The sequence below is a fragment of the Aestuariibaculum suncheonense genome (assembly GCF_014596935.1).
In the GTDB taxonomy this organism is placed as follows: domain Bacteria; phylum Bacteroidota; class Bacteroidia; order Flavobacteriales; family Flavobacteriaceae; genus Aestuariibaculum; species Aestuariibaculum suncheonense.
The window spans coordinates 314,876-339,298 of sequence record NZ_JACVXC010000004.1 but is presented as its reverse complement, the minus strand read 5'-3'; the positions used below and the strand labels follow the sequence as shown (position 1 = coordinate 339,298).

Annotated in this window: 16 protein-coding genes and 1 tRNA gene; 11 read left to right on the top strand and 6 right to left on the bottom strand. The window is 37.3% G+C overall.

Annotated elements, in window-relative coordinates:
- Positions 1-747 carry an electron transfer flavoprotein subunit beta/FixA family protein gene (locus ICJ84_RS12375; protein ID WP_188216719.1) on the bottom strand — a complete coding sequence of 249 codons (747 nt, stop codon included), beginning with the start codon at positions 745-747 and terminating at the stop codon, positions 1-3.
- Between the two features lie 249 nt (positions 748-996).
- Between ICJ84_RS12375 and ICJ84_RS12370 the strand changes: the two genes are divergently transcribed.
- The 6 genes from ICJ84_RS12370 (at position 997) to ICJ84_RS12345 (ending at position 11,084) form a co-directional block, all read left to right on the top strand.
- Complete coding sequence (locus ICJ84_RS12370) at positions 997-1,974, top strand: pyruvate dehydrogenase complex E1 component subunit beta (RefSeq protein WP_188216718.1); 978 nt, start codon at positions 997-999, stop codon at positions 1,972-1,974.
- Positions 1,975-2,037: 63 nt separating this feature from the next.
- The gene (locus tag ICJ84_RS12365) at positions 2,038-4,533 is read left to right on the top strand and encodes a DUF5686 and carboxypeptidase-like regulatory domain-containing protein (RefSeq protein WP_188216717.1); all 2,496 of its coding nucleotides are present in this window, start codon (positions 2,038-2,040) and stop codon (positions 4,531-4,533) included.
- 149 nt (positions 4,534-4,682) lie between these two features.
- The gene (locus tag ICJ84_RS12360) at positions 4,683-5,072 is read left to right on the top strand and encodes a hypothetical protein (protein ID WP_188216716.1); all 390 of its coding nucleotides are present in this window, start codon (positions 4,683-4,685) and stop codon (positions 5,070-5,072) included.
- Positions 5,073-5,295: 223 nt separating this feature from the next.
- On the top strand, positions 5,296-6,381 hold the full coding sequence (locus ICJ84_RS12355) for an efflux RND transporter periplasmic adaptor subunit (protein WP_188216715.1): 1,086 nt from the start codon (positions 5,296-5,298) through the stop codon (positions 6,379-6,381).
- A 19-nt stretch (positions 6,382-6,400) separates the two neighbouring features.
- The gene (locus tag ICJ84_RS12350) at positions 6,401-9,643 is read left to right on the top strand and encodes an efflux RND transporter permease subunit (protein ID WP_188216714.1); all 3,243 of its coding nucleotides are present in this window, start codon (positions 6,401-6,403) and stop codon (positions 9,641-9,643) included.
- Positions 9,644-9,653: 10 nt separating this feature from the next.
- Entirely contained in the window at positions 9,654-11,084 is a 1,431-nt protein-coding gene (locus ICJ84_RS12345; protein ID WP_241748752.1) for a TolC family protein, read from the top strand.
- A 111-nt stretch (positions 11,085-11,195) separates the two neighbouring features.
- Here the strand turns inward: ICJ84_RS12345 and ICJ84_RS12340 are convergent, their stop codons facing one another.
- Entirely contained in the window at positions 11,196-13,421 is a 2,226-nt protein-coding gene (locus ICJ84_RS12340; protein WP_188216712.1) for a M1 family metallopeptidase, read from the bottom strand.
- Positions 13,422-13,674: 253 nt separating this feature from the next.
- On the opposite strand from ICJ84_RS12340, the gene ICJ84_RS12335 reads away from it, so the two are divergent.
- From ICJ84_RS12335 to ICJ84_RS12325, 3 genes are all read left to right on the top strand, one after another.
- Positions 13,675-14,199: an inorganic diphosphatase gene (locus ICJ84_RS12335; RefSeq protein ID WP_188216711.1), complete on the top strand. Its 525-nt coding sequence runs from the start codon at positions 13,675-13,677 to the stop codon at positions 14,197-14,199.
- Between the two features lie 130 nt (positions 14,200-14,329).
- A complete protein-coding gene (locus tag ICJ84_RS12330; protein WP_188216710.1) occupies positions 14,330-16,669 on the top strand; it encodes a sodium-translocating pyrophosphatase in 2,340 nt (779 codons plus the stop codon).
- 290 nt (positions 16,670-16,959) lie between these two features.
- On the top strand, positions 16,960-17,832 hold the full coding sequence (locus tag ICJ84_RS12325) for a hypothetical protein (RefSeq protein WP_188216709.1): 873 nt from the start codon (positions 16,960-16,962) through the stop codon (positions 17,830-17,832).
- An 88-nt stretch (positions 17,833-17,920) separates the two neighbouring features.
- Here the strand turns inward: ICJ84_RS12325 and ICJ84_RS12320 are convergent, their stop codons facing one another.
- The 4 genes from ICJ84_RS12320 to ICJ84_RS12305 all read right to left on the bottom strand — a co-directional run bounded on the left by ICJ84_RS12320 (position 17,921) and on the right by ICJ84_RS12305 (position 22,892).
- Positions 17,921-20,449: a S9 family peptidase gene (locus ICJ84_RS12320; protein ID WP_188216708.1), complete on the bottom strand. Its 2,529-nt coding sequence runs from the start codon at positions 20,447-20,449 to the stop codon at positions 17,921-17,923.
- Between the two features lie 150 nt (positions 20,450-20,599).
- The gene (locus tag ICJ84_RS12315) at positions 20,600-21,451 is read right to left on the bottom strand and encodes a phosphatase PAP2 family protein (RefSeq protein WP_188216707.1); all 852 of its coding nucleotides are present in this window, start codon (positions 21,449-21,451) and stop codon (positions 20,600-20,602) included.
- A 33-nt stretch (positions 21,452-21,484) separates the two neighbouring features.
- Complete coding sequence (locus tag ICJ84_RS12310) at positions 21,485-22,099, bottom strand: deoxynucleoside kinase (RefSeq protein ID WP_188216706.1); 615 nt, start codon at positions 22,097-22,099, stop codon at positions 21,485-21,487.
- A 4-nt stretch (positions 22,100-22,103) separates the two neighbouring features.
- Entirely contained in the window at positions 22,104-22,892 is a 789-nt protein-coding gene (locus ICJ84_RS12305) for a hypothetical protein (protein WP_188216705.1), read from the bottom strand.
- A 230-nt stretch (positions 22,893-23,122) separates the two neighbouring features.
- Between ICJ84_RS12305 and ICJ84_RS12300 the strand changes: the two genes are divergently transcribed.
- Complete coding sequence (locus ICJ84_RS12300; RefSeq protein ID WP_188216704.1) at positions 23,123-23,944, top strand: GLPGLI family protein; 822 nt, start codon at positions 23,123-23,125, stop codon at positions 23,942-23,944.
- Positions 23,945-24,090: 146 nt separating this feature from the next.
- Positions 24,091-24,172, top strand: a tRNA-Tyr gene (locus ICJ84_RS12295).
- The last annotated feature ends 251 nt before the right edge of the window (positions 24,173-24,423 follow it).

The following is a 24,423-nucleotide window of genomic DNA, read 5'->3' as shown; positions in this document are numbered from 1 at the left end:
TTAAATCACTTTTGCTTCGTTGTGAAGTAAGCGTATTAATTCGTCTAGGTTATCTGGAGATACTAATTTTACCGCTCCTTTTGGCGCTGGTTTTTCAAATTTTACAGAAGCAGTTTCTGTATTTGTATCAACAGGATCGACAACTGTTAAAGGTTTTTGGCGAGCCATCATGATACCTCGCATGTTAGGAATACGTAAATCGCTTTCCTCAACAATTCCTTTTTGTCCCCCAATAACAAGAGGCAGAGATGTCGATACCGTTTCTTTACCACCATCAATTTCTCTTACAGCAGTAACCGAAGAGCCTTCAATATCTAATTTTATACAGTTATTTATAAAGTTGGCATTGGTTAATCCGGCAATCATACCCGGTACCATACCACCATTGTAATCAATCGATTCACGACCAGCAATTACTAAATCGTAACCACCTTCCTTCACTACATTTGCTAATTGTTTAGCTACAGAAAAACCATCGGTTGCTGGTGTATTAACTCGAATCGCAGCATCTGCACCAATAGCTAAAGCCTTACGAAGGGTTGGTTCAGTTTCAGCACCACCAACATTTACTACGGTAACATTGGCACCTTGTTTTTCCTTGAACCACATCGCACGGGTTAGTCCGAATTCATCATTCGGGTTAATTACAAATTGCACACCGTTTGTGTCGAATTTTGTATCGCCATCGGTGAAATTAATCTTCGATGTAGTGTCAGGAACATGACTAATGCACACTAATATTTTCATCTGTTTTATTTTTTAGTTGTTATATTAAAGTCAGATGGAATTCGCTAATGAATATTAAGTTAAAGTTAATGGTTCATTATGGCTCATTTCATAAGAATTTCAATTTAATAAGTCTATTTTGGTTGCGGCTACGAAGTTAATTATTTTATTCTGAATATTTATTATGCACGCATAATAAATTTTAAATAATTCTTTAATAAGAATATAGCTTTTATTCCTATTTTTGTGACTCGAATTAAAATAGATTTAATGAAGACAATACAATTTAGAGAAGCTATTTGTGAAGCCATGAGCGAAGAGATGCGTCGTGATGAGAGCGTATACTTAATGGGTGAAGAGGTAGCTGAGTATAATGGTGCCTACAAAGCATCAAAAGGAATGTTAGATGAATTTGGGCCAAAGCGTGTAATCGATACACCTATTGCAGAGCTTGGTTTTGCAGGTATTGCTGTAGGATCTACAATGACGGGTAACCGACCTATTGTAGAGTATATGACGTTTAACTTTTCTCTTGTTGGAATTGATCAGATTATAAATAATGCTGCTAAAATCAGACAAATGTCTGGTGGACAGTTTAAATGTCCAATCGTATTCCGTGGGCCAACAGCGTCTGCAGGTCAGTTAGGAGCGACTCACTCACAAGCTTTTGAAAACTGGTTTGCTAATACACCAGGTTTAAAAGTTATCGTACCATCAACACCTTATGATGCTAAAGGATTATTAAAAGCGGCTATCCGCGATGACGATCCGGTTATTTTCATGGAAAGTGAGCAAATGTATGGAGACAAAGGTGAAGTACCCGAAGGTGAATATATTTTACCAATTGGTGTTGCCGATGTAAAACGTGAAGGTAGCGATGTAACCATTGTGTCTTTTGGAAAAATCATTAAAGAAGCTTTTAAAGCTGCTGAAGAATTAGAGAAGGAAGGTATTTCTTGTGAGATTATCGATTTACGTACGGTGCGTCCTTTAGATAAACAAGCGATTTTAGAATCTGTTAAGAAAACAAACCGTTTGGTTATTTTAGAAGAAGCCTGGCCATTCGCTAACGTATCTTCTGAGATTACTTATATCGTGCAATCTGAAGCTTTCGATTATTTAGATGCTCCAATTGTAAAAATCAATACAGCTGATACACCAGCCCCATATTCACCGGTGTTATTAGAAGAATGGCTTCCTAACAGTAACGATGTTATCAAAGCCGTTAAGAAGGTATTGTATAAATAAAAATATTATTTTTACGTTATATGAACTTCATCAACAATTATGTTGATGAAGTTTTTTTGTATTATGAACTTAAGACTACTTTTTATATTTTTTTATTTCGGAATCGTTACTGCTTTTGCCCAAACAAAGGTTAGTGGTTATGTGTTCGATGAATACGACCAGCCGGTTTCTTTCGCTAACGTATTGTTTAAAGGCTCAACTAAAGGGACTATTACTGACGAAAATGGTAAGTTTTATTTAGAGTCCGATGAAACCTGGGACGCCTTAACGGTATCCTTTATAGGGTACGAAACTTTAGTCATTTCTCTAGATAAAAAAGTCAATTATAATTTAAACTTCATATTAAAAGAAGAAACAGCACAGTTGGATCAGGTGGTGATTGTTTCTGGTAAACAGTCTAAAAAGAATAATCCGGCCATTGATATTCTTCGGAAAATCTGGGAGCATAAACGTAAAAATGGCTTACGATTGTATAACCAGTATCAGTACGATAAATACGAAAAGGTAGAATTCGACATCAACACCATCGACAGTGCGCTTATAAAAAGTAAACTCTTTCGAGGGATGGAGTTTGTATTTAACGAAGTCGATACTTCTAACGTAACCGGGAAAACCTATTTGCCTATTTTTATCAATGAAGCGGTATCTAAGGTGTATGGCGATAATGTGATAAGCAAAGAAAAAGAAGTTTTAAGTGGAAATAAAAACTCAGGGTTTAGCGATAATCAGGTGATTATCGATTTTGTGGATGATTTGTATTCCGATTATAATATTTACGACAATTACATGAAGTTTTTCGATAAAAGCTTTGTAAGTCCCTTGTCACGTACCGGAATCAATACTTATAATTATGTGTTGGGCGATAGCGCGTATATCGATAATAAATGGTGTTACAACATTGTGTACTACCCGAGACGTAAAAATGAATTGACTTTTAAAGGGGATTTTTGGGTAGCCGATACCACCTATGCCATAAAAGAAATAAACCTTCAGGCGTCTAAAAGTGCCAACATCAACTGGGTAAAAGATATTTATATCGAACAGGAATTCGAGGTTGTAAACGATTCAGTGTTTTTGGTGAAACGCGATTATATGATGTCGGACTTCGCTTTCAAGAAAAAGGAACAGGCTCGCGGTATTTATGGTAAACGAACCACATTATTCAATAACTATAAGTTCGATATAGAAAAAGATAAGAAATTTTACGAAGCCGAGGTTTTTAATTACGATCAAGATGTCTACGATCGAGATGATTCTTTTTGGGAAGAAAACCGAATGGAGGCTTTAAATAAAGACGAAAAAGGGGTTTATAAAATGCTAGACACGCTGAAAACCGTTAAAAAGTTTAAGCGTTTGTATAATTTAGGAAGCATTTTAACCTCGGGTTACATAGAATTTAACACTCTGCCATTAGATTACGGACCTATTTTTTCAACCTTCGGATTTAATGAAGTGGAAGGGGTGCGTATCCGTACCGGCGGAAGAACCTATTTTGGTAAAAACGACTTATGGCGTCTGGAAGGCTATCTGGCTTATGGCCTTAAAGACGATAAATTTAAATATGGTATTTCAGGAAAATGGCTTTTAGATAAAAAGAACCGATTTATTATTTCGGCTGGAAATAGGCGAGATGTAGAACAAATAGGAGTGAATTTAACCACCAATACCGATGTGTTGGGAAGAAGTTTTGCCTCGTCGGGGCTAATTACTACGGGACCAAATGATAAGCTGACCAGCATCAATTTAACGAGCTTGTATATAGAAACTGAACCATTAAAAAATGTAGTATTCAAAATAGGAGGAAACTACCGCACTTTGGAATCGGCATCACCAACCTTTAGCTTAGATTATAATACCGAAGATGGCGTAGCATCTGAAATCAAGCAATTTGAATCTTCGTTATCCGTTTCTTATTTCCCTAAACGGAAAATGACAGGTTTTGGAGTAGAACGCCTACATGCTAACGATGATTATGCGAGTTTGTTTGCGCAGGTCACCAGAGGCGATAAAGATTTCTTCAATAGCGATTTCGATTACACAAAACTGCAATTTTCGTATACGCAACCTTGGCAAATTGGAGGCTTTGGTCGTTTAACAACAGTGGTTGAAGCGGGAAAAACTATTGGTGAAGTGCCGCTGGGTTTATTAAGTATAGTACCTGGAAATCAATCCTATTTTTCAATTTATAATACTTTTTCACAGTTAGATTACTACGAGTTTGTAACCGATACCTATGCCTCGTTTCATGTGGAGCATAATTTTAACGGACGATTATTTTCAAGAATTCCATTCATGAGAAAACTTAATCTTCGTGAAATTGTAAGCTTTAGAAGCGCCTGGGGAGAATTATCAGATGAGAATATTGCTTTAAATACAACTAGCAATCCTAATGCTGTTCCTTTAGTGGCCCCAAGCGACGACATCTATTATGAATATGGCTTTGGAATTGGAAATATTTTTAAAGTATTTCGAATAGATTTTAATTTTAGAGGTAATTATTTAGACAATCCCGATGCTCGAAAGTTCGGTGTAACAGGGACTTTCGGATTTTATTTTTAGAATTTTCATTTTTATTAAAGTCTTTAAATGATTTATTATCAGTTTTCAATATTTAAAAAGGTCAAAACGATATAAATTATCACTTTAACAAATTTTTAATCAAAAGCTCTTGTTTAGATGTTTTCCGTGATATAGTTTTGTTTCCCTGAATGAAAAAAGCATTTTTTAAATACCTTCTTTTTCTATTAGTATTCGTTTTAAACGGGTACAATCAGGTGTATGCTAATGTAGGTGAGCAAGACGATTGTATGCCATGCATTAAGCCTAACCATTCAAGTCAGATTTCTGCAGATAATCAATTAAATTTTACTCATACCACTTCAAATGAGTCTTTAGATTTAAAGGTAACCGAAATAGAAATTGAAGAAAGTGAAAAGGCACTTTCAAAAAAAATAGGGCAGGATAATGCGTTTATCGAATTTTACTTAGCTTCAGAACATCACTACAATATTAATAATAAAAGCCTCATTCCAAACGGGCTTTTTTGCTATACGCTCTTTAGTAAGCGTCACATTTTATTCCAGATATTTAGAATTTAGAATCTAAATAAGGCCGAAAATGGTCTTGTTTATGGCATTCTCATGCCGGTAATATTCTTTTTTATCAGAAAAAAGGAATGCCTGCTTGTATTTCTATATTCCGGAAATAAGCAAACCAAATTTATTAATTATTACAAAATGCACTACGGCATGGCAACAGGCTTGTTGTGAGCTGTACTATGCTTTGGTGCGTTTTAATCTGAATCAAAACACCCTATAACTGATGACAAAAAAGTTTCTATTTGTAACAGGCATTTGCAGCTTGTTACTATCTACTAGTTGCGAATCAAAACATGAAAAAAAGGAAAAGGAAGTTGCCTTTTTAGTGACCAACCCAGTGGTTATGGATACCACAATAACCAAAGATTATGTGTGTCAAATTCATTCTATAAGAAATATTGAATTACGAGCACTTGAGAAAGGTTATCTAAAACAAATTTACGTAGACGAAGGGCAAACGGTGAAGAAAGGACAGAAAATGTTCGACATCATGCCTAATGTTTATCAAGCCGATTTACTAAAGGCAAAAGCAGAAGCTGAAGTTGCAGAAATTGAATATAAAAACACTAAAATGTTAGCCGATAACGATGTGGTTTCTGTAAACGAATTAAATATGAGTAAAGCTAATTTCGACAAAGCCAAGGCCGAAGTAGCTTTGGCGGAAACGCATTTAAGCTTTACCGACATCCGTGCGCCTTTTGATGGTATTATGGATCACCTACACGTTAGGGAAGGAAGTTTATTAGACGAAGGCGAACTTTTAACCTCTTTATCTGATAACAGTAAAATGTGGGTTTACTTCAATGTCCCTGAAGCAGAATATCTGGATTATATCATGAATCATTCGAAAGAAAGTGCTAAAGAAGTGAGTCTTTTAATGGCCAATAATAGAAAGTTTCCGCACGATGGAAAAGTGGAAACTATAGAAGGAGAATTTAACAACGAAACCGGAAATATAGCCTTTAGAGCAACATTCGAAAATCCGGAAGGGATTTTAAGGCATGGTGAAACTGGTAGTATTCTTATGAAAGTGCCATACAACCAGTCACTGATTATTCCACAGAAAGCCACCTTCGAAATTCTGGATAAGAAATTTGTTTTCGTTATCGATAAAGACCATGTTGTAAGACAACGTGAAATTACTGTAGAAGCCGAATTGCCTCATTTATTCATCGTTCAAAAGGGATTATCTACAAAAGATCAAATCCTTTTAGAAGGGATTAGAATGGTGAAAAATGGAGAAAAAGTTCACACTAAGTTCGAAAAACCAAATGTGGTTATGGCAAACTTAGAGGCATACGCCGAGTAATTAAAACACGTACAACATTATGTTTAGTAAATTTATAAAAAGACCGGTATTGGCTATTGTCATTTCGGTGATTATCGTATTTACGGGTTTGCTGGCCATCAAGCAGCTGCCCATTTCACAGTTCCCCCAAATAGCACCAACCACGGTAAATATTTTTATTGCTTATCCGGGATCTAGTGCCGATGTTTTGGTGAACTCCACGCTAATTCCTTTAGAAACAGCTATTAACGGAGTTCAGGGGATGCGTTATATTGCTTCCGATGCCACCAGTGCTGGTGAAGGAACCTTACGTATTATTTTCGAACCAGGAACCGATCCCAACCAGGCCGTAGTTCGGGTAAAAACGCGTGTAGATCAAGTAATGCCTTTATTGCCAGAGCTGGTACAACGTGAAGGGGTTATTATTACGCCCGTTCAACCCAGTATGTTAATGTATGTGAACTTGTTTAGTAAACAAAAGGATAACGACGAGAAGTTTCTTTATAATTATGCATACACTAAAATTATTCCTGAAATTCAACGTATTAATGGTATTGCCAGTGCACAGATTTTAGGTAGTAGAAAATATGCGATGCGCGTTTGGTTAAAACCAGACCGTATGCGTGCTTATAATATTTCGGCCGAAGAAATTCTGGAAGCCATGCAGGAACAAAGTATTCTTGCCAGACCTGGGCGTTTGGGGCGAAGCTCGGGGATTGCTTCACAATCTCTGGAGTATGTATTAACTTATGAAAACCGATACAGCGAGCCTGAACAATACAAAGATATTATTATTCGTGCGAATAAGGATGGGGAAATGTTGACCTTAGGCGATGTTGCTGAAGTAAAATTGGGAAGTGAATTCTTTGATATTTATTCAAATCTGGATGGACACCCATCGGCGTCTATCGTTTTAAAGCAAACCTTTGGTAGTAATGGTAGTGATGTTATTGATTCCGTAAAAGATAAACTGAAAGAACTAGAGGAAGATTTGCCTCCTGGGATTGAATATAAAATCAGTTACGACGTATCGAATTTCTTAGATGCATCTATCGAACAAGTACTTCATACCTTACGTGATGCCTTTATTCTGGTAGCTGTTGTAGTATTTCTGTTTTTAGGTGACTGGCGATCAACATTAATTCCAATTATTGCGGTACCGGTATCCTTAATCGGAGCCTTCTTTGTAATGCAAATGTTCGGGTTATCCATAAACTTAATTACTCTGTTTGCCTTGGTGTTGGCTATTGGTATTGTGGTCGACGACGCGATTGTGGTGGTTGAAGCCGTCCATTTAAAGATGGAAGAAGAACATCTTACACCTTATCAGGCATCTTATAAAGCCTTAAGTGAAATTGGGGGCGCCATTGTAGCGATTACTTTAGTTATGGTATCGGTATTTTTGCCAATATCGTTCATGACAGGACCCGTTGGGGTATTCTACCGTCAGTTCTCAATTACTATGGCAGGTTCGATTATCATTTCGGCAGTTGTGGCTTTAACATTAACGCCGGTATTATGTGCGATGATGTTGAAAAATAACCATGGTAAACCAAGAAAATCACCTATCGATAAATTTATAGACTGGTTTAACCGCGGATTCGAAAGATTAACCGGACGCTATGTGAAAGTGTTAAATAAAATTGTAGCACGACGTGTCGTAACCTTTGGTTTATTAATCGCATTCTGTGCGGGTATCTTCTTTACCAATAAATCGTTACCGGCAGGATTCATTCCTAGTGAGGATCAGGGGATGATTTATGCGATTATTCAAACGCCTCCAGGGGCCACTTTAGAGCGTACCAATGAAGTGGCCAGAAAGCTTCAGAAAATATGTGAAGAAACCGAAGGCGTAGAGTCGGTGTCATCTTTAGCGGGTTACGAGATTATGACCGAAGGTCGTGGATCTAATGCTGGTACCTGTTTAATAAACTTAAAACCATGGAGCGAGCGTCATCATTCGGTACACGAAATCATGGAAGAATTAGAGGAAGAAACCAGAGATTTAGGAGCTGTTATCGAGTATTTTGAACCGCCAGCAGTACCTGGATTCGGGTCTTCGGGTGGTTTCTCTATGCGTTTATTGGATAAAACCAATTCAACCGATTATCATGAGTTTGAAACTATAAATAACAACTTTCTTGATGCCTTATCGGCCCGTAAAGAGTTAACCGGATTATTCACCTTCTATTCTGCAAATTATCCGCAGTATCATTTAAAAATTGATAATAAAAAAGCCATGCAAAAAGGGGTAACCATTGGTAATGCTATGGAAAACCTGAATATTTTAATTGGTAGTACTTACGAACAAGGTTTCATACGTTTTGGCCGATTCTTTAAGGTATATACACAGGCGGCACCGGAATACCGCAGAATACCTTCAGATTTAGAAAAACTTTATGTGAAAAGTGAAGAAGGTGAAATGGTTCCTTATTCAGCATTTATGATTTTAGAAAAACAATTAGGGCCAAACGAGATTACCCGTTATAACCTTTATAATTCTGCCGCTATTCGTGGGTTACCGGCAAAAGGCTATACCAGTGGTGACGCCATCAATGCTATTAAGGAAGTTGCTGCCGAAGTGTTGCCAAGAGGTTATGATGTTGCTTGGGAAGGTCTTACTTACGATGAAGCAAACCGAGGAAATGAATCGATTTACATTTTCGCTGTGGTGTTAATTTTCGTGTACTTCGTTTTAGCGGCGCAATACGAAAGTTTCTTATTACCATTGGCGGTAATCTTATCGTTGCCAGTGGGTATTTTCGGGTCGTTCTTATTGCTTAAAGGTATGGGCTTGGCGAACGACGTATATGCACAAATCGGACTCATCATGCTGATCGGACTGCTCGGTAAAAATGCCGTTTTAATTGTAGAGTTCGCCGTGCAGAAACGACGTGAAGGCGCAACTATTCTGGAAGCAGCTATCGAAGGTGCTAAAGCACGTTTCCGTCCTATTTTAATGACGTCATTTGCATTTATCGCAGGTTTAATTCCATTAGTAATTGCTACTGGTGCCGGTGCTATTGGTAACCGTACCATTGGTGGTTCAGCCATGGGAGGAATGGTGTTAGGAACACTATTCGGAGTGATTGTTATTCCTGGTCTGTATTACATTTTTGGAACTTTAGCCGATGGTAAGAGTTTAATTAAAGACGAAGACACGACGACCATTACAGAAGAATTTATGAAGTACAGTGAAAGCGAAAGTAAATTAAAAATACAACTGCGTAAGATGAATTTACTCGTGAAAAAATTAATGAAACGATCAGACGATGAACAATAAAAGAAAACATATGTTACACTATAAAAAAATAGGGTTACTGGGCGCTATCGTTTTAATCAGTCTGTATTCCTGTGTACCGACTATAGAGGTGATGAAAGAACGAAAGGATGTTCCGGAACAATTCCAGAATCAATCTGGCGATACGACTAATACTGCCGGAATTCATTGGCAGGAGTATTTTACCGATCCGCATTTGTATGCCTTAATTGAAACGGCATTGCAAAACAATCAGGAGTTAAATATTACTTTACAGGAAATTGAAATTGCCCGTAATGAGGTAAAAGCCAAAAAAGGGGAGTATTTACCTTTTGTAGATTTTAAAGCGGGCGCTGAAGTTGAAAAAGTAGGCCGTTATACCAGTCAGGGGGCAAACGATGCGAATACCGATATCAGACCTGGAGAAGAATTCCCGGAACCTTTACCAAATTATGGTTTAGCACTCCAGGCGCGTTGGGAACTAGACGTTTGGAAAAAGTTGCGTAATGCTAAAAAAGCAACCTACCAGCGTTATATTGCTTCGGTTGAAGGCCGAAACTTTTTGGTAACGAATTTAATTTCAGAAATTGCTAATTCCTATTACGAATTACTGGCTTTAGATAATCAGTTGCGCATTGTTGAAGAAAACATCAAAATTCAGTCCAATGCTTTGAATATTGTAAAGCTTCAAAAGCAGGCTGCTCGCGTAACCGAACTGGCTGTAAAACGTTTTGAGGCTGAGGTGATGCATACCAGAAGTTTACAATTTGATATTAAGCAGCAAATTGTGGAAACGGAAAATAATATCAACTTTTTGGTAGGTAGATTTCCGCAACCGGTCATTAGAAGTTCAGATGCGTTTTACGATTTAATTCCAGAACATTTAGCGGTTGGTGTGCCTTCGCAATTGTTGGAAAACCGTCCGGATATCCGTCAGGCAGAAATGGAACTGGAAGCGGCAAAATTGGATATAAAAGTGGCTAAAGCCAGATTTTATCCGTCGCTTGGTATTTCGGCAGGTATAGGTTTAGAAGCTTTTAAACCGTCGTTATTAACCGAAACTCCAGAGTCCTTATTGTACTCTGTTATTGGTGATATTGCCGGGCCACTTATTAATAGAAATGAAATAAAAGCGGCGTATTATAACGCCAGTGCAAAGCAAATACAGGCTGTATTTAATTATGAAAGAACGGTGTTGAACGCGTATCTAGAAGTTGCTAATCAGCTCTCTAAAATTAGTAATCTTGATAAAAGCTACGATTTAAAATCGCAGAAAGTAGATGCGCTTACCCGTTCCATCGATATTTCGAATACCTTGTTTAAGTCGGCAAGAGCAGATTATTTAGAAGTGTTGTTAACTCAAAGAGAAGCTCTAGAGTCAAAATTTGAGTTGGTGGAAACCAAAAAAGAGCAAATGAATGCAATGGTTAATATGTATCGTGCTTTAGGAGGAGGTTGGGATTAAGCTTCTCCTGGTTTAAGTGTTTTGATGAGAAAACCCCAAAGGACTTAGTCTTTTGGGGTTTTTGATTATAAAAATTCCGAAATATATTTAGAATGACAATTTTCGCTATAATTATTTTTTAGATTTTTCTTTAAAACGATCAAAATCCGACTGGCTTTCCGTTTTCGGGAAACTGTTGTTAGTCGCATCAGTATCGGCAAATTCAAAATTAGGGTCTAAATTTACCTTGCTCACTTCTTTGTCTTTTAAAAAGGTTTTAGTCACTTCGTATTCATTAAGTCTCCAGATATCGGCTGGTAATTTTTCAATCTCGGTAGTGCCGTCGGTATACATCCATTCAATGGTTACCGGCATCACTAAACCACCTACATTTTTTATGGTAACCTCGTAAATGTTTTTATTGTGCAATTGTTTGCGCATTTCGGTTTCATCTAATCTGGATAAAAATCCGCCATATGCGTTATCAGGCGTGTCGGTCATGGTAATTACTTCAGGTCCGTTCGAGAAATCCTGTGGGTTTTCAGCGCTATTTTTACCTTCAATTTTAACCGATGTCTTTTTCTGCTGATCTTCAATGTTCAGATTCTCTTCGAAAACTTTATACCATTTAACGTTGCTTAATTCCATATCAACATGATCTACGGTAAAAAACCAACCTCTAAAAAACCAGTCTAAATCGGTAGCAGTAGCATCTTCAAGCGTTCTGAATAAATCGCCCGGATTGGGGTGTTTGTATTTCCAACGGTTAGCATATTCTTTAAACGCCTGGTCGAATAATTCTTTCCCAATGATGGATTCACGAAGCATTTGCAGCCCAACGGTTGGTTTTTGGTAAAAGTTATTGCCGAATTGCGTTAGTAATTCGTTATCGGAAGTTGTCATAATCGGGCGTAAAATGTTTTTATCGCCGCTCATAAACGGTACGATACTCTTCGGTGTGGTATAGCTGAATTCAGGGTAGCGCTCTTCAACAGTACGTTGGTGAATAAAGGTGTTTAGTCCTTCGTCCATCCACATCCATTTACGTTCATCTGAACTAACAATCATCGGGAACCAGTTGTGCCCAACTTCATGTACAATAGTACCAATCATGCCTTGTTTAGCGCGGTCACTCATTTCTCCGTCTTTCGGGCGGCCACCATTAAAGCTAATCATCGGGAATTCCATGCCAATATTAGAGGTGTTCACCGAAATAGCTACGGGATAGGGGTAATCGAAAGTAGCTTCAGAATAGACTTCCAATGCATTTTTAATCGCTTTAGTCGATTCTTCAGCCCAAACCGGAAGGCCTTCTTCAGGAAAATACGACATGGCCATCACAGTGTTGGTTGGTAATTTTACTGCCTGAGCATCCCAGATGAATTTTCTTGACGATGCAAAAGCAAAATCTCTGACGTTCTCAGCGTGGAATTTCCAGGTTTTGGTTTTTGAACTTTTATTTCTTTTGTTTGCAGCCGCTTCTTCCTGGGTAATAATTAATACAGGTTTGTCGAACGATTTTTTAGCCTGATCTAAGCGTTGTCTTTGGGTTTTTGTTAAAACACTTTCGCTGTTTTGAAGTTCTCCTGTTGCAGCAACAATATGATCTTCGGGAACAGTAATTTCTACATCATAATCACCAAATTCTAAGGCGAATTCTCCTAGGCGTCTAAACTGTTGGTTTTGCCAGCCTTCGGTATCGTTGTAAACAGCCATTCTTGGAAACCAGTGTGCGATTAAATAAATGGTGTTGTCGTCAGTTGGGAAATATTCATACCCTTCACGACTTAACGAAAACATACTACGGTCGGTAATCGGGTAAGACCAGCCTAAAGAGAAGGTTAAGCTTTCACCAGATTTTAAAGGGGTGTTTAAAATAACCTTCATCATGGTGTTATTCACTAAAGCTTTCAGCATATTTCCGGATGCGTCTTTAATGTATTTAATAGAATAGCCTGCGGGAAAGTCAATAGCTCTGGTAAGAAACTGCATTTGTCGGCTGTTCATCCCATCAGAAACGCCACCTCGGGCATCACCGAAATCAGGATTACCCTTTTTGTTAACGTTTTGTTCCAGTTGAAGCCATAAATAGCTCAAATCGTCAGGTGAATTGTTATGGTAGGTAATGGTTTCTTCACCAGATAACACATTTGTTTTTTCATCTATCGAAGCCTTAATCTTATAGTCGGCGCGCTGTTGCCAGTATTCCCGGCCGGGTGCGCCACTAGCGGTTCTGTAAGCGTTAGGCGGAGCAATCATATTATCGATAGGTTCGAACTTGCCCTGCCAGGGTTGGGTTTGGGCTTGTACATTAAGAAATGCACAAACCGGTAGGAGTAATAAATAATGTAAACGCATAAATATTTAAAGTTAGTCACAATTGAAGGACAATATAATAAATAGTTTCAGTTGTGCTGTTAAAAGTCTTCTGCTTTTACGGTATACCTAGTAAAATTACGGTTTTACCGTAAAAATGAGGGGTGAAAATTCGCTTTGCTTTTTAAGGAAATTGAGCTCAAACGTTTAAGCTTAAATTATAGGTATAAAAACAAACCTTTTGTTGCTAAATGCATAAGTGTTCAGTACATTTGCACGACCAAATACTAATATAATGAGTAACGAACAAGTAACATTTGATGTTTTAATAGAAATCCCAAAGGGAAGTAGAAATAAATACGAGTACGATTTTACATTACACAAAATCCGTTTTGATCGCATGTTGTTTTCATCGATGATGTATCCGGGAGATTACGGATTCATTCCTGAAACTTTAGCTTTAGATCAAGACCCGTTAGACGTTTTGGTATTAGGACATCAACCAACCTTTCCAATGGTTGTTATGGAAGTTAGACCTATTGGTGTATTCTACATGACAGATGAGAAAGGTCCGGATGAAAAAGTTATTTGTGTTCCAGTATCAGATCCAATCTGGAGTAAAAAGATGGACATTAGCGATATTAACCCACACCGTTTAAAAGAAATCGAGCATTTCTTCCAGGTATATAAAGATTTGGAGAAGAAAAAAGTTGATACTGGCGGATGGGGTAATGCTGATGATGCTGTTAGAATTTATGAGGAATGTGTGAAGCGTTACGAAGAAAGCGACCACAAGAAAAAACGAACGTTTACAATCTAATTTGAAAGATTAACAATATATCGTAAAAATGAATGAGCCATCTTTAATTAAAGGTGGCTTTTTTTATCACTTATATTTTCCTATTTTTAGCAGAATTAAAAATTTATTAACATAAAACCAACTAACTAATATGGAATTAATAGTGAGCTTTTTACCGCTTTTCGGAGTTTTAGCGTTAGCATTTGTATTTATTAAAAGTGCCTGGGTCTCCAAGCAGGATCAGGGTAGTGAGAAAATGATTAAAATTGCTAAAAATATAGCCGATGGGGCTATGTCTTTCCTTAAAGCCGAATATAAAATTTTATCGGTATTTGTAATCGCAGTAGCCATTTTGCTGTACTTTAAAGGGAGTTCAGAAACCGGATCCAACGGTATGGTGGCGGTATCATTTATTGTGGGCGCTATTTGTTCTGCTCTGGCAGGTTTTATTGGAATGAAAGTAGCCACCAAGGCTAATGTTAGAACAACTCAAGCGGCAAGAACTTCTTTAGGAAAAGCTTTAGAAGTGGCCTTTGCTGGAGGAGCCGTAATGGGCTTAGGTGTCGTAGGGCTTGGTGTTTTAGGTTTAAGTGGGCTTTTTGCTCTATATCAGGGTATTTGGCCTGGAGCAGATAACTTAGGGCTAGTTTTAAATGTGCTTTCAGGTTTTTCTCTTGGAGCTTCGTCTATAGCTTTATTCGCACGTGTTGGTGGTGGTATTTATACCAAAGCTGCCGATGTTGGTGCCGATTTAGTAGGGAAAGTAGAAGCTGGTATTCCTGAGGATCACCCGTTAAATCCTGCGACAATAGCCGATAACGTAGGTGATAATGTAGGTGATGTAGCCGGTATGGGTGCCGATTTATTTGAATCTTATGTAGGGTCTATCATCGGAACCATGGTATTGGGAGCATTTATTGTTACACCTAATTTTAACGGATTAGGAGCTGTTTATCTTCCGTTAGTTTTGGCTGCGGTAGGTATTATCATGTCTATTGTAGGTACCTTCTTTGTGAAGGTTAAAGATGGTGGTAACCCCCAAACCGCTTTAAATATTGGAGAATTTGGTTCTGCAGGATTAATGGTAGTAGCTTCTTATTTTTTAATTGATATTTTAATTCCTGAAACTTGGGTTTATAGTGGTGTGGAATATACTTCTTTAGGAGTTTTTCTTGCGACTTTAGCAGGTTTAATAGCAGGATTAGCAGTTGGTAAAATAACAGAATATTATACAGGTACCGGAACAAAACCGGTGAATAGTATTGTAAAACAATCAGAAACAGGTGCTGCAACTAATATTATTGCAGGTTTAGGTGTTGGTATGATGTCTACCATGTTTCCTATATTATTCATTGCTGCAGCAATTTTAGTATCGCATTATTTTGCGGGCTTATATGGTATTGCAATAGCGGCTGTAGGGATGTTAGCAAATACAGGAATTCAGTTAGCAGTTGATGCCTACGGACCTATTTCTGATAATGCCGGAGGTATTGCTGAGATGGCTGAATTACCAAGTGAAGTTCGTGAACGTACCGATAAATTAGATGCTGTTGGTAATACCACAGCTGCTATTGGTAAAGGATTTGCCATTGCTTCAGCAGCATTAACAGCGTTGGCCTTATTTTCTGCTTTTATGAAAGTAGCTAATGTAACATCAATAGATGTTTCAAAACCAACGGTTATGGCAGGATTATTAATTGGAGGGATGCTACCTTTTGTGTTTTCGGCCTTATCAATGAATGCGGTTGGTCGAGCTGCCATGGCAATGATTGAAGAAGTACGTCGCCAGTTTAAAGATATTCCGCAGCTAAAAGCAGCTTTAGAGGTGATGCGTAAATATGACTCTGATATGAGCAAAGCGTCAAAAGAAGATAGAGCTATTTTTGATGCTGCCGACGGTTATGCAGAGTATGGAAAGTGTGTTGATATTTCAACAAAGGCATCTATTAAAGAAATGGTGTTGCCTGGTTTATTAGCGATTGCTGTACCTGTAGTCGTTGGATTTGTAGGACATGCTGAAATGTTAGGAGGCTTACTTGCAGGTGTAACAACCTGTGGTGTGCTTATGGCTATTTTTCAGTCTAATGCTGGTGGCGCCTGGGATAATGCTAAAAAAATGATTGAGGCTGATGGTCGTAAAGGAACCGATGCACACAAAGCTGCCGTTGTTGGTGATACGGTTGGAGATCCGTTTAAAGATACGTCAGGGCCTTCATTAAACATATTATTGAAATTAATGTCGGTAGTAGCCTTGGTTATTGCGCCGAGTATTGCATTATCTCTAGATGAAGATACGGCTTACGCGTCAAATCAAGTTGAGGTTGTCAAAGAAATTAAAGTTGATATGACTAAAAATGATGATGGCACCGTACAAGCTGTGGTAACCACAGTAACAACTCAAAACGGGGAAACATCAACTTCATATGATACTTTTAATGGTGAAGAAGAAGAGGTTATTTCTAGAGTTAAAGCTTTAAAAGGCGATTCTTGAAAGGAGTAATTTAGTAAAATATATTATCATTTGTTGTTAAGTCGTCTATAAACCAATGTAGGCGACTTTTTTTATAGGTAATTTTTTGTACTGTAAGTTTTTAAAGAAGTGTATGAAAAAGCATAAAAGGATGTAAGGTATTGAAACAGAGGGGGACTAAAAGTTTTATATACTTTTTTCTCTTATATGTCCTAGTACTAGGATAGGGCAACTAGACGATTTGAAGCGATTACTAACCAGACTTTAAATTTATACAATAGTAAGTTTAAAAGTCAACTAAACTATATTTTATGAAACAAATAGCCTTATTTTTATTTACTGCTTTTTTAATTACAGCTTGTAGTAACCAAACTAATGATGAAGTAATTACATCAGAAATTGAAGATACAACTATTGTAAATTCAACTTTAGAAATCTCAAATCTAATGGATTTAAAAATTATTGAAGGGGTTGGTCTTGGAGATGTAATAACTTTAGGGATGAGTCGAGAGGAAATAATAGCAATAGCTACTGGGGTAGATTGTGCCTCTGATAATCAATGTAGTTTTCGTCTTTCTCCAGAAACAGGAACTATTACAGTTCATTTTGCCAATGATGTTGTTGATTTAATAGAAATTGGTCAATTTGGAGTTTTTCCTGAATATTTGTGGGAAACTTCTAAAGGCGTTACTAGTCAAACATTGCCTTCTGAAGTAGCGGAGATTTATGAAGGTTCTGAAATAGAAACTTATACTACTCACACTAATATTATTGCACTCGATTATGGTTACACATTTGCGAGTTATTTGCGTTACGGAGATGGTAGTAGCCAACGTGTGGTTACCCATCAAGTTTATGCTGTAGGTGGTCGACCAGAAGTTACTTATAGAAATTTTCAGGGGTTTATTGAAATTATTAACACTAAAAGAAAATCGACTCAATACGATGTGCAAATAACAATTACCACTCCAGATCCTGGTAAAGAGGCTGTAGAGGTGTTTTTACCTTCAGTAGATGTGCCGGGTCAAAGTTCTATAAAATTAGATCCTGAGAGTTATTTGCCTTTAGATGGATCGCTTGGTACTTATTATTACACTGTTGATTTGTTGATTGCAAAAGGAAGAAAGTCTTCGGTAGCTTCTACTTATACAGGAAGTTTTAAGCTTGTAGAATTTATTGAGTAACATCAGGAATACTATCGCATAAAAAAGGCTACTATTAAAAAAATAAATAGTAGCCTTTTTTTATGTTTAAATAAAAATATTTTAGAGATTAATATTTTCTTGCAATGTCAATATTCATTTCAGTAATATCGGTACTAGTGGCTTCAACTCCTAAAAAGTGTTTGCTGAAATAATCGGCTTTTAACCAGAAGAAGTATTCATACATTCTACCAAAACTATGACGTTGTCCTGGCATAACCATAAAATCGAAACGTTTGTTGGCTTTGATTAAAGCATCGGCAACGCGAATGGTTGATGCAGGGTGAACATTGTTGTCGATGTCTCCTGTAACCAGCATTAGTTTTCCTTTTAAGTTCTTTACCAAAGACTGGTTTTTGTCGATGTTGTATTTGTATGAAATTTTATCTTCTGCTCCAATAACTTCCTTAATACCGTGGTGTGTTTCACTCCACCAGCTATTGTAAATCGTGTTATCGTGATTTCCGGCAGACGATACAGCAACTTTAAAGAAATCAGGATACACCATCATGGCGGCGGTAGACATAAATCCTCCACCTGAGTGCCCGTAAATCCCAACTTTGTCAATATCGATATAATTGTATTTATCGGCTAATTGTTCGGCTACATATTTTTTATCTTCTAAACCGTAATCTCTTAAGTTTCCGTAACCGTAAGTGTGGTACCATTTAGAACGTGCCGGATGACCACCACGATTACCAACAGTCACTACAATAAATCCAACCTGAGCCATACGGGCTGTATTATGCATGCTCACGGAAAACGATTTGTCTACAGCTTCGGTTTGCGGGCCAGGATAAACGTATTCTAAAATTGGATATTTTTTGGTTTCATCGAAATCGTAAGGTTTGTACATGACTCCGTACAAATCAGTGATGCCATCAGCAGCCTTAAGTTTAAATGGTTCAGGGAATTTATATCCGGCAGCCATAAGTTGTGATAAATCGGCTTCTTCTAATTCTAAAATAACTTTACCGTTGCTGTTTCTAAGTTCCGACTTAGGTGTGGTATCTACTCTGGAATAGTTGTTAACAAAGTACAGGTTAGAATCTGCTAAATCAGCAGCGTTGTCATAGTCACCTTCATTTAAACATTTAAATCCGCTTCCGTTCAAGTTTACTTTGTATAAATGCTGGTAATACGGATCTTGATCTTTATTCACCCCGTTAGCAATAAAATAAACCGTACGTGTTTTTTCATCTATACCTTTAAAGTCATCCACGTGGAATTCACCAGTTGTTACTTGATTTTTAAGTGTTCCGTTGGCGTCGTATAAATAGAAGTGCCCCCAACCGTCGCGTTCAGACCAGTGTAGAATTTCGGTTTCATTATTAAATAAAACAATGTCTTTTTTATCGACATAGGTGTTGAAGTGATCTTCGATTAAGGTTTTTACTTCTCCGGTATTAAGGTCGGCAACATGAATGTCTAAGCGTTTGCGATCACGACTCACAGTGTTGAAATACACTTTATTTTTTTTAGAAAGTAATAAGCGTGGTTTGTGTTCGCTTTTATCAGCTTTTTTATATTGATGTGTGTAAATACCAATAGTCTGCTGTACGGTACTGTCTAATTGAACGGTTGTGATTTCTTTTGATGGCATGTCGAAGATCAACAAATCTGTTTTGTAAAACTCCGGCTCACCAGCCATGTGGTATTTGTAGGTTTCTAGAGTCGGGCGACCTTTATCAACCGAGTTGATGACCCATAAATCTTTAATATGGCGTGAATCTGTTTTTTGAAACACGAATTTTTTAGAGTCGTGAGACCAGTATCCGTGAATGGCTTCGCGTTTGGTGGTGTCTGCAGGTTTTGAATCGTTCTCTTCCTCTTTATTGCTTCCGCCATATCCAAAATAACGCTCACCATCTTTAGTCCACTGGTTTTCAACAACGGTTGTGTCTTTTTCGTCTTTTACAAGTTTCAGGAAGTTTTCTTTATCCATCCAGTATAAATTGTGATTTTTAGAGAATAAAACCACAGTACTGTCTGGTGATACATTAGCCCATGTTTTCCATGGTTCTTTTTTGTCTTTTTCGTATTCCAGAACTGTTAAACCATCAGAACCTAATTTGTATTCAAGATAGTATTTTTTCTTTTCCATTTTAGGAGCTTTCTTTTTCTCCTTTTTAGCTTTCGTAGAATCGGTTTGTGTCGAGTCGGTTTCTTTTTTTGCTTTTTCATCAACGACTTCAACCTCTTCATTCGATGTTAATTTGAATCGAATAGCGGTATCGTTATCAACAAATTCAAAATCGAACCTAGGCAGGTGCTTGGCGTCGTATGGATCTTTGGTGATTTCGGTTAGCCATTTTGCCATTTTGGCGTTGTCGAATAATTTCTTTTTGGTTCTTTTATCGGCATCTACAATGTAATAGTTAGAGCCTTCGGTGGTTTTGTACTGGTACCAGAACCGATTGCCATGTTCCAGCCACATAGGCTTAACTTCGGTAGAATGTACCATTTTAGCTAAGTTGTAAGGCGAAAACTTAGTAGCTAATTTGTAATTGGGTGTGGGTGTTAAGTTTTCCTGATTTTCCTGTGAAAAGGAAATGTTAGCGAGTATGGCTAACAGAAAAAATAAGGTAATTTTTTTCATGGTTTATAATCGACAAATTTTATGAAGCCACGAAAATATGCATTCAAACCACTAAAAATTGGTAATTAAATGTTAAAACCCTTATAAATAGTGTTATAATTTAGTTGGCATGATGATTTATTGAGAATTAAAACACCTAAGGAAGATGGTTTAAAATGTTCCCACAACCCCTAAAGTACCGTAACCCGCTTTAAATTGCCAACTTATTTTGTTGGAATGGCCATAGGTATATGCCGATTTTTTCTTCATAAAGTTATCCACACCATCTACGGTTGCTATAGCGATGGCGTAACCAAGTCCAACATCACTTAACCAGTGTGCGCCTGCCCATAGTCTGGAAACCGGAGCAATGGACCCGACGGCGTATATGCCCACTTTAACCCAGATGTTATCGAATTGCTTGGCAATGGCGTGTGCCATAGAAACAGATAAAATGGTATGACCAGAAGGGAAGGAGTGATATCCAGGCTCTTTAGAGAAAATGTCGAAATCGTTACGGTCGCCATCAGTTGGGCGCGCTCTACCTACAATATTTTTTGAAAGGGTTTGGATAAGTCCGGAAGTTACAGCAGATCCAATTATTAGAACTCCTGTTTCGCGTACTTTTTCATTATCGGTTATGAGTCCGAAACCATAAATACCTGCGGTAACCATAAAAAAGTTTTGCGGGCTACCAAAGTACCAGCCAAATTCTTTTAAAACCTGAGGAGCGTTTTCACTTTGTTCCAGAAAATAAGTATGAGCTTCATTATCGGCAGCATATAAGAGTCCGGTTCCAGCGACAATACCAGCGGCTGTTAAAAAGTCTTTTTTCTGCCAGCGCAGGGGTTGAGTAAATCCATTTCCAACACTTTTAAGAACAAAGCTACCGTCGTATTTAAGGTTTTTCCAGATACGACCTTGTGCTTTAGAGTTGGTGGTGTCCATGTGCGTTTGTGCATTGGAGATGAAGCTCCCAAGCATAAACATAAAGGCAAGAGCTATGGTTTTTGTCGCCGTCATTTATTGTTGAAAATATTTAAGGCCGCAAAAATACTAAAATAAGCCGTTTATTTCAGCATCAATAGTGTTAATAACAAAGCCCAAATCTTCGGGTTTTGATACGAAATCCAGTTTATCAACATCAATAATTAATAATTTCCCTTTATTGTAACCATGTATCCATGCTTCGTAACGTTCATTAAGTCGGCTTAAATAATCAATACTAATGGAGTTTTCATATTCACGACCACGTTTTTGAATTTGCGATACCAGATTAGGAATAGAGCTTCGTAAATAAATAAGAATATCGGGCCCCTGAACCAGCGATTCCATAAGATCGAATAGCGAACGGTAATTTTCAAAGTCACGATTGGTCATTAACCCCATGGCATGTAAGTTAGGAGCGAAAATATGAGCATCTTCGTAAATGGTTCTGTCTTGAATAATGTCTTTTCCACTTTCGCGAATTTGTAAGATTTGGCGAAAACGACTGTTTAAAAAGTAAACCTGTAGGTTAAAACTCCAGCGTTCCATCTGATTGTAAAAATCGTCTAAGTACGGATTGTCTACAACATCTTCCAGCTGTGCTTCCCAGTGATAATGTTTTGCAAGTAGTTTTGTAAGGGTGGTTTTTCCTGCGCCAATATTTCCGGCAATAGCAATATGCATAGCGTTAGATGGTTTTTATTTGGTATTCATGTAGGGTTTCGTTGTCGTAAATATACAAGGTTTCGTTGGTTACAAAAAACGCATTTATCAACAAATTTGGTAATTTTATAGGGATAATATCGTCAGATGTGTTTTTTAAAAAGAATAATGAATTATCTTTTTTCAGGATGATGTTGGCGTTGCTTTGTTCGAATGTCGTATAGCCTTTGTTTTTAATTTTTTTAACCAGACTACCAAAGTAATTATAGACGTATAAATATTTTTCGGTAAGTACCCAGCATGTATTGTAATTGCTTTTAATGTCTAATACCGGGCTTTGAATAGGCATAGATGTGACACGGGTTGTTTCGGTGTTATAGTCAAAAAGCTCCAGTTGCTGGTTGTTTTGGTTGAAAACCCAGAGCGTATTATCGTAGCCAGTAGAAACATGGGTAATATACTTTTGCTCTTCGAGAGCATTGAAATCTATTTTCGAGATTTCAGCCATGCGATTATCTAAAATAACTACCGTGTTAAAGTCTTTATAAAACAAATTAATTTTTAAGGGATTAAAGGTGTTTACCGATGTAATGTTTCCTAATTGAAAATTGTTATAACCAACATCGATACCTTTGGAATTTTTTTCTTGTTTGAATAGCACATTATCGAAAATATAAAATGTGGCTTCAAAACTGGAAACGCTAATAAACCTATCGGCTTCTAATTTGGTGTCTTTAATAAACGCGGTTTCAACATATTCCTGAGAATATATCGAGAGCGATATAAAAGCCAACAGATATCTTAATTTTTTCATGTAGAAATCAAAAGTACAAAAAAGCGCCAATGTTTTTGCATATTCAAGTGTCGTTACAGTCTATATATACTTGAATTCTAAATATATATTATTATGCGACTTGTGCGTTTTTATTGATAATTTAACATATAGCAATTAAACTTAATCATATTTTTGATATCTAACTAAAAATAAAAACAACTTTTCTAAATAGAGTTACTAACGTTTCAAATAAAAAATAACTTATGAACATGAAATACTTTAAACATTTGGCCTTAGGTTCAGCCTTATTGGTTTCGGTGGTGGCGTTCGCTCAAAAGGAGTTCCAGGGTATTGCGTATTATCAATCGAATACCAATGTCGATATGCAAGGCTTTGGTGGTGGTGACATCGATCCGGAACGTCAAAAGCGCATGGCAGAGCGTATGAAAGAGATGCTAGATAAAACCTATGTTTTAACCTTTAATCAAATAGAATCGTTTTATAAGGTTGAAGAAACAGAAGCTGCAGGTGGGGGTCGCTGGCGTGGGATGATGAATAGTTTTTCCAACGGGCCTCAGTACAAAAATATCAAAGAAAAACAGCTAATCCAAGATCAGGAGTTTTTTGGAAAGCAGTTTATAATAAAGGATGAATTACCGAATTTAGATTGGAAAATGACGAACGAATCTAAGAAAATTGGTGATTACATGTGTTTAAAAGCAACGACAACACGAACCGTACCTAATGTAGGTCCAGGGAATTTTAGAAGACGAGCAGATGCTAACGGAAATGAAGAAGAGCCGGCGGCAACCAAAGAAGTAGAAGTGGAAGCCTGGTATACCTTACAACTGCCAATTAATCAGGGGCCTGGCGATTATTGGGGGCTTCCGGGATTAATTTTAGAGGTTACAGTAGACAGAACAACCTTATACTGTTCTAAAATTATCATGAATCCTGCCGAGAAAGTTGCCATCGAAGCTCCTTCAAAAGGAAAAGAAATTACCCGTGCCGATTATGACGATTTGGTGAAAAAGAAGATGGAAGAAATGCGTGCGCAGTTCAGTGAACGTGCCGGAGACCGAAGATTTTAATATGATATCTTGGTGTGAAAGATTATTTTGAAAAAAAAATCATATTGTAAAACCTTGTTAATTATGGTTTTAAATATTTTTTTTGAAATTGCATGAATTTTATGTTGTGTAGTTTGATAAACAATGATATATTTGCACCCGGTTTTGGGGAGATACTCAAGCGGCCAACGAGGGCAGACTGTAAATCTGCTGACTATGTCTTCGCAGGTTCGAATCCTGCTCTCCCCACAAAACTGAAAAGCCTGCATCAAGCAGGCTTTTTTATTTCTGTATGTTTCCTATGTTTATTTTCTGCTCAAAAGATTAAGGTTTACAAGCAATAATATCTCAAAGTTGTGTTATTAGAGGCCTTGTTTTTAATCATGTCTTTTGTGGTAATCGTTCATGCAGTTAGCCATGCGTTACATGTCAAAGCTATGTGAAGTGGAAGACACCTGCATTCGGAATGATAACTAAACATCGAAACTTGAGAAAGGTCA

What these genes read in the sequence shown, in the direction of transcription:
- ICJ84_RS12375 (WP_188216719.1), bottom strand. Translation starts at nt 747, where the DNA reads ATGAAAATATTAGTGTGCATTAGTCATGTTCCTGACACTACATCGAAG.
- ICJ84_RS12370 (WP_188216718.1), top strand. Translation starts at nt 997, where the DNA reads ATGAAGACAATACAATTTAGAGAAGCTATTTGTGAAGCCATGAGCGAA.
- ICJ84_RS12365 (WP_188216717.1), top strand. Translation starts at nt 2,038, where the DNA reads ATGAACTTAAGACTACTTTTTATATTTTTTTATTTCGGAATCGTTACT.
- ICJ84_RS12360 (WP_188216716.1), top strand. Translation starts at nt 4,683, where the DNA reads ATGAAAAAAGCATTTTTTAAATACCTTCTTTTTCTATTAGTATTCGTT.
- ICJ84_RS12355 (WP_188216715.1), top strand. Translation starts at nt 5,296, where the DNA reads ATGACAAAAAAGTTTCTATTTGTAACAGGCATTTGCAGCTTGTTACTA.
- ICJ84_RS12350 (WP_188216714.1), top strand. Translation starts at nt 6,401, where the DNA reads ATGTTTAGTAAATTTATAAAAAGACCGGTATTGGCTATTGTCATTTCG.
- ICJ84_RS12345 (WP_241748752.1), top strand. Translation starts at nt 9,654, where the DNA reads ATGTTACACTATAAAAAAATAGGGTTACTGGGCGCTATCGTTTTAATC.
- ICJ84_RS12340 (WP_188216712.1), bottom strand. Translation starts at nt 13,421, where the DNA reads ATGCGTTTACATTATTTATTACTCCTACCGGTTTGTGCATTTCTTAAT.
- ICJ84_RS12335 (WP_188216711.1), top strand. Translation starts at nt 13,675, where the DNA reads ATGAGTAACGAACAAGTAACATTTGATGTTTTAATAGAAATCCCAAAG.
- ICJ84_RS12330 (WP_188216710.1), top strand. Translation starts at nt 14,330, where the DNA reads ATGGAATTAATAGTGAGCTTTTTACCGCTTTTCGGAGTTTTAGCGTTA.
- ICJ84_RS12325 (WP_188216709.1), top strand. Translation starts at nt 16,960, where the DNA reads ATGAAACAAATAGCCTTATTTTTATTTACTGCTTTTTTAATTACAGCT.
- ICJ84_RS12320 (WP_188216708.1), bottom strand. Translation starts at nt 20,449, where the DNA reads ATGAAAAAAATTACCTTATTTTTTCTGTTAGCCATACTCGCTAACATT.
- ICJ84_RS12315 (WP_188216707.1), bottom strand. Translation starts at nt 21,451, where the DNA reads ATGACGGCGACAAAAACCATAGCTCTTGCCTTTATGTTTATGCTTGGG.
- ICJ84_RS12310 (WP_188216706.1), bottom strand. Translation starts at nt 22,099, where the DNA reads ATGCATATTGCTATTGCCGGAAATATTGGCGCAGGAAAAACCACCCTT.
- ICJ84_RS12305 (WP_188216705.1), bottom strand. Translation starts at nt 22,892, where the DNA reads ATGAAAAAATTAAGATATCTGTTGGCTTTTATATCGCTCTCGATATAT.
- ICJ84_RS12300 (WP_188216704.1), top strand. Translation starts at nt 23,123, where the DNA reads ATGAAATACTTTAAACATTTGGCCTTAGGTTCAGCCTTATTGGTTTCG.